Origin of the sequence: Maledivibacter sp., from assembly GCA_025210375.1 — a bacterium.
Lineage (GTDB): Bacteria > Bacillota > Clostridia > Peptostreptococcales > Caminicellaceae > JAOASB01.
Genome location: JAOASB010000004.1, coordinates 13872 through 28141 on the forward strand (window position 1 = coordinate 13872; position 14270 = coordinate 28141).

The 14270-nt window shown below is 32.5% G+C and carries 10 protein-coding genes; 6 read left to right on the forward strand and 4 right to left on the reverse strand.

Going from position 1 to position 14270, the window contains the following annotated elements:
* Nucleotides 1-115: 115 nt before the first annotated feature.
* On the reverse strand, nucleotides 116-457 hold the full coding sequence (locus N4A68_01095; protein MCT4562913.1) for a helix-turn-helix domain-containing protein: 342 nt from the start codon (nucleotides 455-457) through the stop codon (nucleotides 116-118).
* Between the two features lie 581 nt (nucleotides 458-1038).
* Here N4A68_01095 and N4A68_01100 point away from each other — a divergent pair.
* Nucleotides 1039-3135, forward strand: coding sequence for a methyl-accepting chemotaxis protein (locus N4A68_01100; protein MCT4562914.1), 2097 nt, complete (start codon nucleotides 1039-1041; stop codon nucleotides 3133-3135).
* A gap of 119 nt (nucleotides 3136-3254) precedes the next feature.
* Here N4A68_01100 and N4A68_01105 read toward each other — a convergent pair whose 3' ends face one another.
* Genes N4A68_01105 through N4A68_01115 form a run of 3 tightly spaced genes read right to left on the reverse strand, consistent with a single transcriptional unit; the run spans nucleotide 3255 to nucleotide 6965 of the window.
* Nucleotides 3255-4400: a Ger(x)C family spore germination protein gene (locus N4A68_01105; protein ID MCT4562915.1), complete on the reverse strand. Its 1146-nt coding sequence runs from the start codon at nucleotides 4398-4400 to the stop codon at nucleotides 3255-3257.
* A 23-nt stretch (nucleotides 4401-4423) separates the two neighbouring features.
* Nucleotides 4424-5494 (reverse strand): spore germination protein, encoded by a 1071-nt coding sequence (locus tag N4A68_01110; protein ID MCT4562916.1) that lies wholly within the window; start codon nucleotides 5492-5494, stop codon nucleotides 4424-4426.
* Complete coding sequence (locus tag N4A68_01115; protein MCT4562917.1) at nucleotides 5487-6965, reverse strand: spore germination protein; 1479 nt, start codon at nucleotides 6963-6965, stop codon at nucleotides 5487-5489. Before N4A68_01115 ends, N4A68_01110 begins: the two co-directional genes overlap by 8 nt.
* Nucleotides 6966-7264: 299 nt before the next feature.
* Here N4A68_01115 and N4A68_01120 point away from each other — a divergent pair, with 299 nt between their 5' ends.
* From N4A68_01120 to N4A68_01140, 5 genes are all read left to right on the forward strand, one after another.
* Nucleotides 7265-7975: an AzlC family ABC transporter permease gene (locus tag N4A68_01120; protein ID MCT4562918.1), complete on the forward strand. Its 711-nt coding sequence runs from the start codon at nucleotides 7265-7267 to the stop codon at nucleotides 7973-7975.
* Nucleotides 7968-8288 (forward strand): AzlD domain-containing protein, encoded by a 321-nt coding sequence (locus N4A68_01125; protein MCT4562919.1) that lies wholly within the window; start codon nucleotides 7968-7970, stop codon nucleotides 8286-8288. Before N4A68_01120 ends, N4A68_01125 begins: the two co-directional genes overlap by 8 nt.
* A 47-nt stretch (nucleotides 8289-8335) precedes the next feature.
* The gene (locus N4A68_01130; protein MCT4562920.1) at nucleotides 8336-9181 is read left to right on the forward strand and encodes a hypothetical protein; all 846 of its coding nucleotides are present in this window, start codon (nucleotides 8336-8338) and stop codon (nucleotides 9179-9181) included.
* Between the two features lie 381 nt (nucleotides 9182-9562).
* Nucleotides 9563-11317, forward strand: coding sequence for a sigma 54-interacting transcriptional regulator (locus tag N4A68_01135; GenBank protein ID MCT4562921.1), 1755 nt, complete (start codon nucleotides 9563-9565; stop codon nucleotides 11315-11317).
* A gap of 481 nt (nucleotides 11318-11798) precedes the next feature.
* On the forward strand, nucleotides 11799-14219 hold the full coding sequence (locus N4A68_01140) for a formate C-acetyltransferase/glycerol dehydratase family glycyl radical enzyme (protein ID MCT4562922.1): 2421 nt from the start codon (nucleotides 11799-11801) through the stop codon (nucleotides 14217-14219).
* Nucleotides 14220-14270 lie beyond the last annotated feature (51 nt).

Below are 14270 nucleotides of genomic sequence, written 5' to 3' on the forward strand. Positions count from 1 at the left end.
AATCAAGGATGATATTCCCATATTAGGCTCAGCTAAGTAAGGGTTATGCAATTTCCTCAAATATAAAATAATCCCCCTAAAACAAATTGAACTGATGTTTAGGGGTTAGGTGAATTTAAGTAATGTTTGAATTTTCTAGAAATTCTATATATGCTAATATATGTTTATTAAATTTTGAAGTATGGTTTGATAAAGACATTAATATTTGTTCGATCAATGCATTTGGAGAGACATCACAGGATGTAATTAATAGATGATTTGGGGTTATTTTTAAGGCTTCGCAGATTTTCATAACTGTTTCCAATGATGGAGTGGTATTGCCCCTTTCAATATTTCCTATATATTGTACTGAAAGACCAGTTAGTCCTGCAAGCTTTTCTTGGGTTAATTCCTCTTCAAGCCTATATTTTTTGATGCTTTTCCCAAGTATTTTCAAATTGATAATTTTATCTTCCAAGGTATCACCTCCTATAACTATAGAATATGTTTAATTGATATATTTAATAAGCAACTATAAAGAGTAATTACTCTTTATAGTTGCTTGATTTTATGCTATAATTACAAAAAATGCTGTGATAAAACAAATTTTGCATTAGTTTATCATGAAAAAATGTTTTAAATTGTGATGTTTAATCTAAAAAAACAATACAGAGGCTTCAGTCAAAGCTTTAATTCATATATATGAAAAATCCCCAGAAGCATGGGATATATGGGATATTCTGATATATGCAAATTAAGATTTACTTGGAACTCTCTATAAAATAAAGTTTTTTAAAATTTTTTTTTGTTAAAGAAAAAAATATTATAGCCGATATATTCAAATGGTTATGCTGATATGGGGGGCTTATATATGGGTATAGATTTAACAAGTGCTTTGAAAAGTCAGATATAAAAAATATGTGAATATTAAGTATAGATATTCCAGTTAAACAGTTAATTTATACACATCAAAAATCCCTAGAAACATCGGATATTTTGATATGTATAAATTAAGTTTAACTTTGGGAAATCTATATTATTAATCAAGGGGGCTAAGAAATGAAGTTGAAAACACGTTTAATATTTGTAAATTTAGGAGTAATGGTTATCCTATCAGCATTTGTTATGGGTTATTTAATGATTGATGCATATATAAATGTAAAGGAAGAACGTGTAGAAAAAATTCAGATGCAAACAGATAATATTTCCAATGAGATGGAAGCGATTTTAAATGAAGCTTCAGATGATGCACAGACTTTGGCCAGTACATTGATTCGGATAAAGAAAAGTGGAGAACCAAGTAGAGATATGGTTAATGCATTACTAAAGGATGTGTTGGAAAATAACAAAGACTGTACATCGGTATGGGCAGTTTGGGAGCCAAATGCCTTTGATGAGAAGGACATAGAGAATATCAATGCTAGGGGAGCAAATGGTACAGGCCGATATGTGCCATTATGGGAGAGAAATGGAGAAAATCTTGCCTTTAGAAGCTGTGTAAATGTTGATGGTGAATACTACGATGTACCGAAAAAAACGAGAAAGAGATATATAACAGATCCCACTATATATCAAGTCAATGGAAAGAATAATATAGTAATATCTTTTTCTGAACCAATCATAGTGGATGGAAAGTTTCTAGGGGTTGCTGGATTAGACATATCACTGGAAATGCTTGTTCAAATAAATTCGCAAGTAAAATTATTTGAAAAGGGATTTGGTAGATTAGTGAATGACAAAGGATTGGTATTAGCACATCCCGAACAAAATAGAGTAGACAAAATTGGAGGGGAGTTTGAAGGGGATAAAGGAAAAGAATACTTAGACAAAATACATAATGGAGAAAAGTTCATGAATACCTCATGGTCAACTAGTATGGAACAATATGTATATAAATACTATACTCCCATTAATTTTCAAGGAAGTGATCTTAAATGGTCATATACAACTATTGTTCCTAAGAAAGAGCTAATGAAAGATATTAATCACATGATTAGACTTATGATCACTATAACAGTTATTGGAATAGTTATAGTAGGAAGTATTCTTCATTATAATAGTAGGTATGTAGTTGATTCCATAGCTGTGCTTTCAGATACCATCGTAAGGTTATCAAGGTATAATCTGACTTTTGATGAAAATAATAAGCTATTACAATTCTTAAAAAGAAAAGATGAAATTGGCGAAATGTCAAATTCAGTGGCAACAATGCAGAATAATTTTATTGGGTTGATTAAGCAAGTACAGGATGTATCAAGTCATGTTTCTACATCTTCAGAAGAGTTAAGTGAAACCGCACAGCAATTAGCAAATAGTTCGGAGGAAGTATCAAAAACCATTGATGAGTTAGCAAAGGGCGCAATGGATCAAGCTCAGGATACGGAAACAGGGGCGTCTAAAATCAATGATCTTGGGGATTTGATTAATCAAAATCAAACCTATATGGATAATGTAAACAGCTCATCGAATAATGTGTATAGATTGACAAATGAAGGATTAGAAGTTATTCAGGATTTAACATATAAAACTAGGGAAAGTGGAGAAGCAACCAGTCAGATCTCTGAAATTATAGAGGAAACAAATGAGAGTTCTGACAAAATAGGAAAAGCTAGTGGGGTTATAGCATCTATTGCAGAGCAGACAAATTTATTGGCATTAAATGCTGCCATTGAAGCAGCAAGAGCAGGTGAAGCCGGTAAAGGGTTTGCAGTGGTAGCAGAGGAAATAAGAAAGCTAGCAGAACAAGCTACTTATTCAACTAAAGAAATAGATAGGGTAGTAAATGAATTACTTAAAAATTCTTCAAGAGCAGTTGAGAAGATGGAAGAAGTTAGGGTAATAGTTGATAAACAAATTGAGAGTGTTAAAGAAACTGAAGGAAAGTATAAGGAAATATCAGTGGCAGTTGGGTTATCCGAAGGTGCCATTGAAAAAATGAGTGACTCTGTAGAGGAAATGGAAAACACAAAATCTAATATTCTTGATATCATACAATCACTTTCTGCAATAGCTGAGGAAAATGCCGCTGGTACAGAAGAAGCATCGGCATCCACACAGCAGCAATCGGCTTCTATCCAAGAAATGGCCGATGCCAGTGGGAATCTTTCAAAATTAGCCATGGAATTACAGCAAACTATATCTAAATTCCAAATATAAAATTAACAATACTAACAAAACAGTATGGAGATTTACATAATGATTTTAATGAGGGATAAGGGGGCAGGTAGCTGCCCTTTTTTCTTTGGGGAATTAAGCTGATGGAAATCATCATAGTTTTAATAATCTCCTCGACCCATATTATCTACTTCAATGTCTACATTAACAACTATTTCAGAATCACAAACTACTTCGTTCCAATCAATACCTTTATGTCTTCCGTATTTGCTTGCAGCGACTTTACCTAATTCAAGACAATCTATTTTATAATCTTTTTGCATTTTATGTATAAAATCAGCACTCATTTTTTCCACCCTTTCTTTCATTCTATTCTCAAAAATTTTCATAGTTTCTGGATTAGAATTTATATCAGGTAGCAACTCATTTTCGATTATATCTCCCTTTAAAGATAAATTTATATAAAAGCTATATCTATCATCCTTTTTTTCACAGCGAACCTTCCTCGATGTTTGTGCATTATAACCTATGGATTTCTTTGAGTCCTCTCTCAGTACCAGTATACCCCTTACATCGTTTTCTCTTAATAGATTCATGACCCTTGTCTCGTCTATATCTATCCTTTGAGTCATTTTATCTTTTTTGAATAATGCCATTCCCGTAATTTTTAGTTTATTATCTTTTATTTCAATATAGGGTAATACGACGTTTCTTCCCTCTGCCCCAACTCGTACAAAAACATCTATAAGGTTATAGTTATCAGAAAAAAAATTATTCACCTTAGAATTTTCGATCATACCTTCAATGTAATCTGCAGAATTAGCATATGATGGTATCTTAAAATTAAGAATATCTTCGACCCTTCCCTTGCATACAGCCAAAACAACGGTATCGTTAATTGAGGCATCTTTAAAGTCAATATCGATCAAATTTTTTATACCAAACTTTGAATATTCCTCACTAAAAATATATGCCTTTTCAACTCCTGTAAGCATTTTTTTATCTAAATATAGCTGTAATTCCTCAATGACATGGGAAAGTGAATTATCTACTACTGTATAGGTTTTACTACAGACTTTTTCTTCTTCATAGTAATCGTAAAAGGACATGGAAACACTAAATTTTTTATCACAAGGAGATAGATCAATGCCAAAGCCAGAAGGAATATTAAGGCTTTCAACGGGTAAATACACTACTTCGCTACGGAAATATATGTAGAGTAGTATGAAAAAAATGAATATAAAGATTCTTTGTTTTTTGATAATTAGATTGTAGAAGGATTTAGTTTTATGGAATTTTTTATGCATAGGCACCTCCAAAATTGGTAAGCTCAATGCTTAGGTTTAAATGATATCAGTAAAGCTATTAATGTAAAAAATATTAAATTAAAAGAAGTAAAGGTTGGAGATGTAAAAGACAGTATTTTTTCTTTTAATGAATCATCGGAAAGTATTAAAGCAAAATAAACCATTAAAGGATAGATATATATACATATTTTTTTTATATCAATTTCAATAAGTTTATTTATACCTAAGGTAGAGGCAAAATAATAATTTGAAATAGTCCTAATTATTATTAATATCCAGATAAAGGTGAATATATATCGAAAATTATTAATTATAGGTATTTGAATACTTTCAAAAACAAATATATAAGACCAGTAGCTTTTAGGAATGATATCTATACCTAAATAAACTATGGTACTAAATACAGCCCATACCCATATCAATCCAGATACGCCCAAGGACTTTAAAGTTTTTTTCTTTATATACCCAGGGTCTTTTACATATGGATAAAGCAAAAAAATGGCTTCCCAGCCAGTATAAAAATATGCAGTTTCTTTATTTGCTTTGAAAATGCTCGATAAACCCGAACCAAATACAGGTTGTATATTTGATATATCACCAGATTTAAAAATAACTATAGAGAATAAAATTATCACATAACCGAAATTAATTAATTGATTTGTTTTACCTAGAACCCTTAACCCATTACAAGATGTATAGGCAGCTAATGAAATTGCTATTATAACCACCTTTAAAGGAGATAAAAAAGGAACAATATAAGTTCGTGTAAGATTAACAAAATCTGATGTAACTGTTAAGGTAACAAGTATAAACTGTGAAATAAATATGAAATTTAATATGCTTCCCAAAAATTTACCAAAATATTTTTTGCTTAAAACCAATATGTCATCATTGGGATGCTTATTTATGATAAAGCTGGCTATGAGAATAACATAAAGGGGATATATTAATCCAATTATAGCTGAAATCCATGCGTCTTGGGCGGCAATTTTTACTAGGGCATTAGCAAATCTTAAAAAAGCCGGGCCAACTGAGAACCCTATCAATAAAGAGCCTAGCTGACTTGAAGTTATAAGTTTTTTCTGTTTATTCATTATCTTTCCTCCAAAGGTGCTTCCTGAAATCCTTCTGTCGTATAGGATTATTATTTGGGATGGATTCAGGTCTAGTATTCATCTCCCATAATGGGGCCCTAATAAATATATCCTTTAAATCATTACTTTCAATAGATACATAAGGAATTCCAAAACTTTCTAAAGAGAATAGATGAACTATCAAAAAGAATATGCCACATGTTATGCCTAAAAATCCCATAGCATTTGTAAGAATAAGCATGGGGAATCTAATAAATCGTATACTAAGAGACATTTCATAATTAGGAATTAAAAAAGTAGCTACGACGGTTATTCCGATTATAAGTAGGGTGGTAGGACTTGCTATATTTGAGTCAACTGCAGCATTTCCTATAATGATTCCTCCTACTATACTTAAGGTTGATGCTATTCTTGGTGGAAGTCTTAGTCCTCCTTCTCTTAAAAATTCTACTACTATTTCCATTGCTAATATTTCAAGAAAGGGGGTCAACGCTATGCCTTCCCTTGATTGTACAATTGGATTAATAAATTTTACAGGTATCAACTCGATATTGTATTGTAGCAGAGCTAAATAGGTAGATGGTAATGTTATGATTATGAAAACTGCAAATATTCGTAGAAGTCTTGTAAAGGATGAGACTATTGTTCGCTGATTATAATCTTCAACAGCTTGAAAAAATTCTATAAATATGGCTGGAGTAGTAAGCACATAGGGAGTCCCATTTAATATAATGGCTATTCGTCCTTCAAGTATATTCGCTTTTATTATATCTGGTCTTTCAGTACCGTATACCTGTGGGAATACGGAATAGGCACTTTTTTCTATATATTGCTCAAGGATACCAGTATCATTTACTGCATCCACATTTATACTGTTTATTCTATCACGAACTTTTTTTAAAACATCCTCATTCACTATATCTTCAATGTATATTAATGCTAATTCAGTTTGGGAACGTGTACCAACTTGCAAATCTTCTATTGTTAAGTGCTTGTCTTTAATTTTTCGTCTTAGAATACTGATATTAGTTTCTATATTTTCTACAAAGCCTTCTCTAGGACCTCTAACCGATGATTCAGTTGGAGGATCAGTTATAGATCGAAAATCCCCACCTAATGTATCTATTATAATGAACTCACTTATGCCATCAATTAATATAACCGTTCTTCCAGATTTAATATTATCTATAGCAGAACCAATATTTTTTTCTGTTTGTGTATTTGATGATGGTATGTATCTTTTACATATATACTCCGCAGTATTTTTATGGGGAAATACTTCTTCTTCTATTTGAAACATTAGTGGTTTCAAAATACTTTTATCAATGGCATCCTTATTTACTAATCCATTTACATATATTAAGGCAGCGTCAAGGATTTTCTTATTTCCAATAAAAAAATGTTTGACAATCACAGGACTATTAGGACCTATCTCATTGATAATTAAATCTATATTTTCATTTAGTTGCATTGTTATTTACCACCCTATTACATAATAGTATAAACTTACATATTAAAGATTTTAGCCTAAAATCCTTGTTTTATACCTTCCTATTGATACTGATTATAAAATAAAAGAAATTTATAATATAAAATCCAAGATTTATATGGGCAGTGGCAATTGAATCTTAATTTATGCATAGGAAAATATTAAAATAATATTGACAATGACAGTAGTAACTACTATAATAATCACTAATATTAGTAGTTGGTTTGGTAGTTACTAAATTCGCGAATGATATTTAAGAACATTAAGGAGGCTCAATAAAGGTGAAAAATTTAAAAGTACAATATAGCTTTAAACATGGAGTGATAGATGGGTTACCAATTGTCATTGGTTTTCTCCCCATAGGGATGGCATTTGGAATATTATCAAAAACCACGGGGATTACAATGCTGGATAGTATATTATTTTCGGTACTTGTATTTGCAGGGGCAAGTCAATTTATAGCCTTAAACCTATTAATGGTAGGTGCCGGAATAGGAGAAATAATCTTAACCACCTCCCTAGTAAATTTCAGACATTTTTTAATGGGGGCATCCCTTGCAACAAGAATGACAGAAGATATGAAGAGGTGGAGTCCCTTCATCGCATTTGGGATAACCGATGAGGTTTTTTCTATAGCATCATTTAAGGATGGAACATTAACCAAAGAATATATGATTTCCCTTGAACTTATGGGATATTCTGCTTGGGTCTTTAGTACAGCATTAGGATATTTTGTTGGGGGAATACTACCAATTGCTGTTAAAAGTAGTATGGGAATAGCTTTATACGCAATGTTTGGGGCGATTTTGATACCAGAAATAAAAAAATCAAATAAAGCCGCAATACTAGCAGGTTTATCGGGAGTTATAAATACTATATGCAAGTATTTCTTTGCTCTGCCTCAAGGCTGGAGCATAGTTATATCCATTATAATAGCATCATTTTTAGGGTTGTATCTATTTAAGGAAGGGGAAATGGAAGAATATGAATAATCAAATATTATTAATTATAGGAATGATGTTGGCAACCTATATACCAAGATTACTTCCTTTTATCATGGTATCCGGAAAAAAATTACCCAAAAGATTGGAAATGCTGTTAAAGTATATACCCTATACGGCTTTAGGGGCATTGATAATACCGGGTGTTTTTTCTGCTATACCCCACATGCCATTGGTTTCATTATCAGCCATAGTTTTTTCCTTTGTGTATGCTTGGTATAAGGGTGGTATAATAATACCTGTATTAGGGTCAATACTAGTTGCCTTTGGTATGATTCTAATGAAAAATGGATATATTTTTTGATTTTAACTATAAAAGGAGACAAAATAGATAGTTGGAGGTAAGATCATATGAATGGTGAATCATTGATTATTGAAGATATGAAAAAATTAGGACTAAGCGAATATGAGGTAAAGGCATATTTAAAGCTTTTAGAAGAGTATCCTGTAAATGGTTATGTTTTAAGTAAAAATTCAGGGATTCCACGATCGAGAATATATGAGGTGCTAGATAGCTTGAAAAAAAAGCAAATAGTATTTGAACAAATTGAAAAAAATACTACTTTATATCATCCTCTAGAACCTAAGCTATTGATAAGTAAGCTTAAAAACAATTTTGATGATATATTGAATAATGTTGATGAATACACTAAGAGGGTTTATTCAAAGCAGGAAAATGATAACGAGTTGATTGTTATCAAAGGTAGAAATAATATTATTGACTTTATAAATGCTTTAATCAGTGAGGCCCAAAAAAGAATAGCAGTATCAATATGGGAAGAGGAAACAAATGATATTTCAAAAGCTTTAAATGAGGCAATAAATAGAGGAGTATTGTTAAGGGGAATATACTTTGGAAAAAACAATCCATATGAAGAAATAATTACCCATAGAAGGATAGAACGGTATTTATCAGAGAAAAGTGAAAGATATATGCTAATTATAATTGATGGTATCCATGTTGTTTCTGGAATTATATCAAGGGGGGAAGACAGTCAAGTGACATGGACTAGGGATGCTGGTTTTGTGGAGATAAGCGAGGATTATATTGCCCATGATTTGATGGTAAATCTTTATTCAAATAAATTAGAAGTAGATGAAAGAAAAGAGTTTGAGTGCTATTTAGATAATATCAGAAAGGAATATTTTGGATTTACAGAAGAAGAATTTAAGAAGTTTGATATAATCACAAATTAAGAGTAAAATAGAGCATAAGTATTGCAGGATAATTATTAAATTTTCAAATTGTTTTATATTCATACTTGAGGAAAATTCCATAACTCTTGATCGGCTAAGCCTAATAGGAGGAATCTCTATAGTAGATGGTTTCTATAGAAAGTAATTATGCAATTTGCTCACTTAAGAATGATCTAAACTATGAAAGAACAAATTATTATTTCAAATCATAAAATCAATAATTTTGAAATTGGCATAAAATTTGCTTGATTAGTATCTGTTCCTGATTCGTTTTAGTTGTAATTATTGAAGTTGATAAAATAAATATTGTACAAAAAATATAAATTGTCAAACATTAATCTAATTAGTTTAAGTAGTAAGGGACAGAAGGAGGGAAATAGTTTGGATATTAAACAATTAAAGTCAGTAGCTGAGGAAATTGTGGTGGCAACTAGTAAAATTCTCAATGATGTTACGGTAGCAATTGTTGATCAAAATGGAAATTATATGGCCATTGATGAATTTTATATAATTAGAAAAGGTACTGAAGAGTGGAAACCCTATATTGATGAAATTATAAAGAAAAGAAAAGTGACTATCATTGAAAATCCTGGACTTAATCCACTTTGTAAAGGATGTGAAAATGAAGGAAATTGTCCACAAACCTTAGAAATTTCAGTTCCATTTAATTTTGACAATAGATTTTTTGGATATATCAGTGTTATAACATTTTCTAATGAGATGAAGGACTATTACATTAAACGCATAGATCAGACAGTTGAGTATTTGAACAGTATGGTTAAGCTCATGGTTAGTGCTGCAAAGGAACAAGCGACCAGAATTCATGCCGAAAGGATGTTTTCCGAACGAGAGGCTATCATTAATTCTATGAATTACGGTGTTGTTGATTGTGATATTGATGGACGAATTAAGTGTGCTAATCATACTTTTTGCAATTTTATTGGCGCTGATAGACCTATTGAAAACCAGCTTATTACTGAAATTTTAACCTCTACTGCTATTGAAGAAGTTCTAAATAACAAGGGTGAACTAGAGGGGCGTGAGGCACAAGTATTTATTAACAATGAAATGCATAGAATGGTTGTAAGTGCTACGGTGATAAAAAGTGAATCAAATGAGGATATTGGTTTCGTATTTAGCCTTCATAAAGCTGCATATATTAGGAGTTTAGTCTTTGGGAGTAAAGAAGAATGCTCTGAGAATGCCTTAAGCTCTATTATTGGGAAAAGTGCAGCTATGATTGAACTCAGGAAGAGAATAGAAAGCATCGCTAACAGTTGTTCGACTGTGATGATTAATGGGGAGACTGGAACTGGAAAAGAATTGGTTGCCCGAGCTATACACAGTCTAAGTTCAAGAAGGGATAAACCTATTGTAACCATTAATTGTGCCGCCATCCCGGATAACTTGTTAGAAAGTGAACTTTTCGGATATGAGGAGGGTGCATTTACAGGAGGGCGTAAGGGTGGAAAAGCAGGTATTATTGAAGTTGCTGATGGAGGAACTTTATTTTTAGATGAGATTGGCGATATGCCCTTGCACCTTCAAGCTAAACTGCTTCGGGTATTACAAGAAAAAGAAATCTTAAGAATTGGTGGATATGTACCGACTCCAATCGATATACGAGTGATATCAGCAACCCATCAAGATCTGGATGAACTCATAAAACGGCAGCTGTTTAGGATGGATCTATATTATCGTTTAAATATCATACCTATTGAAATTAGTCCACTACGAGAACATATTTCGGATATAGATGATTTAATCGACTATTTTATCATGAAATATAATCACAAGCTTAATAAACAGATTATAGCGTGTTCAAGGGACTATATTGAAGCTATGAAACAATACACATGGCCAGGCAATGTGCGAGAACTTGAGAATGCTATTGAGTATTCAATAAATATTCAAACGGGCAATATTTTAACTACTGATAGTCTTCTACAAAAAATTTCTGATTATGATTTGGAAGAAAGAAGTACAATGAGTTTAAAACAAAGGACCTTAGAATATGAAAGAAAAGTTATACAAAACGTTGTTAAACAGTATAAAAATGAGTCTAATGGTATAGAAAAAGCTGCACATTTATTAGGCATTAGTAGGGCATCATTATATAGGAAACTAAAAGGCTAGCTTCAATAATGTTGAGTAAGTATAATTAACAACATAAACATAAGTAAGATTTATAATAAATTGAATAAATTAATGATCTTAAAAGGGGTTATCTCAAAATAGGGAATGAATTCTGGGGCTGAGATGTCCTTTTTTTTGTTGGTCAAAAATCGAGCAGGAGGGAAATTTATTTAAATTTCCCTCCTGCTCGATTTTGTTAATATTTGGATTGTATTGTAGACTTTTTGACAAATTCATTTTTTTGTAAAACTGTCTTGTTTGTGATATTTCAGTATCAATTTTGAGATTGTAATCAAGGCTTTGATATGACTATGTATTATGGATGCATGATACAAATGTCGCATTTTTGAGTCTGGATCAAGACAGTAAATAATCATAAGGCCATAATATCTTTTGAAAATATAATGCATTCAACAGAATTATAAAGGTGGCACGATATTTGCTATATAACCATGAAGTGATAAAGAGGAGGGAAAAATTCATGACACAAATGATTAAATATTGTAATAAAGATTTTGATAAATCGATTACAGATCGTATTGCAAAAATTAGGGAAGAAGTAATTTCTGCTAAACCGACTTTGTGTAGTGAGAGAGCATTACTTGTTACTGAACTATATAAAGAAACAGAAGATGTACCTAATGTAACAAGAAGAGCAATTGCACTCAAAAAAATTCTTGATAACATGACACAAAATATCTGGGATGGAGAGTTGATTGTAGGAAGTCATGGAAGTAACGGAAGGAGATCAGCACCCGTTTTTCCAGAGTTTGCTACAGAATGGCTAAAGGAAGAGCTAGATGAAATGTTAGAAACAAGGGAACAGGATACCTTCGTAGTTCCTCAAAATGTAAAGGATGATATTAAAAGTATCTTTCCATATTGGAATAATAAAACCATATACAACAGATATCGTGCCATGCTTCCTGAGGAAACTAAGCAGGCTAGAGATTCATATATGTTTACCCGTGATCTTTTTGAACGAAATGGTTATGGTCATACAGCTTATGATGTTGAAAAAATACTAAAGGTTGGAATCATAGGTATTAAGAATGAAGTTGAAGAAAAGCTTAGTGCTGTTGATTTAACCACTAGTGAAGGTATTGAAAAGAAACTCTTTTATGAAGGACTTATCATTTGTCTCGATGCAGTTGTTAATTATGCTAAGCGTTATGGACAAAAGGCCTTAGCCCTTGCCGTTAAAGAGAAGGACACCATAAGAAAAAAAGAACTTGAAAAAATAGCAGATGTTTGTAATTGGGTTCCTGAGAATCCAGCAAGGGACATATGGGAAGCTATTCAAGTTGTAGCTTTTATGCAAATTATCATTCAAACAGAAACAAGCGGTGATTCAGTTTCCCCAGGAAGATTAGATCAATATCTATATCCGTATTATAAAAGTGATATAAAAGAAGGACGCTATACCATAGATGAAATTCAAGAGCTTCTAGATTCTCTATGGATTAAGTTCAATGAAATTGTTAAAGCCCAGGATAGTGAATCTATTCATATTCACCCAGGTTTTCCTATGACTCCAAACCTTACAATTGGAGGGCAAACACCTGACGGAGACGATGCTACAAATGAGCTAAGCTACTTAATGCTTAATAGCCAAAAACATATAAGATTAACAAATCCTCAGTTTACAGTTCGTTTTCATAAGAATACTCCAGAGGATTTCAAAATGAGGGTTGCAGAAATTGTAAAGCTTGGGACTGGGATGCCAGCTATGTTTGGTGATGAAGGATGTATGGGGGCTATGCAAAGATCTTTTCCGGACATGCCTATAGAGCGTATTAGAGACTATAGTATTGTTGGTTGTGTAGAGCTTGCTCCAAAGGGATTCCAAGCTAGAGTTAATGGTGGATTTTTAAATGTGGCTCGTGTTGTAGATCTTGCTTTAAATGATGGTGTAGATAGGTTGACAGGTAAGCAAGTTGGACCTGAAACCGGTAAGCCCGAGAGCTTTAAAGCCTTTGACGATGTGCTTGAGGCTGTTCGTACACAAATGGAGTATTTTGTGAAACACCAAGTGATAAATGCTGCAGTAGTGGATATGGTACAGAGAGAATATATGCCGCATCTATTCCTTTCAAGCTTAATAGAAGGTTGTATAGATAATGGTAAAGACATGACTAGGGGTGGGTCCCTTTGGGGTGCAACACCTATATTACATGTTGGATTAGCAACAGCTGCCAACTCTTTAGTAGCTGTTAAGAAAACTATCTTTGAAGATAACACCCTTAAGATGGAGGAATTAATTGAAGTATTAAATAGTAATTTCTCTGGAGAAAGAGGAGAAGAAGTGTACGAAGTGCTACAGAGTCTTCCTAAATATGGAAATGATAATGATTATGCAGATGATGTCATGAAAACTATGACAAATATGTTCTTTGATGAAATTGAGAAACATAAGGATATTGATGGTAGAGCTTATACTTCTATGATCCTTACCCTTGGGGCAACTGTTCCTCATGGATGGAAAACAGGAGCCACTGCGGATGGAAGAAAATCAGGGACACCGGTTTCGGATTCCATGTCACCATCCAATCTAGGAGAGAGTGAAGGCCCTACGGCTGTACTTCTATCGGCTGGAAAGATAGATCAAAGTCGTGTTCTTGAGGGTAATGTATTAAATCTTAAATTCAATAGGAATGCATTATCAGAAGAACAGTCCCTAAAGAAATTAATGGATTTAGTTAGTACCTATTTCAACACACTAAAAGGACAAGAGGTACAAGTAAATGTTGTAGATGGAAAAGTCTTAAGAGATGCACAAAACAACCCACAAAACTACAGTGACCTTATTATTCGTATCGCAGGCTATAGCGCACGTTTTGTGGAGCTAGCAAAGGAATTACAGGATGACATTATAGCAAGAGAAGAACATGAATTTTTATAAAAATATCAATAAATATGAGCTTGGAATGCAAAAAAATATATATAACATATG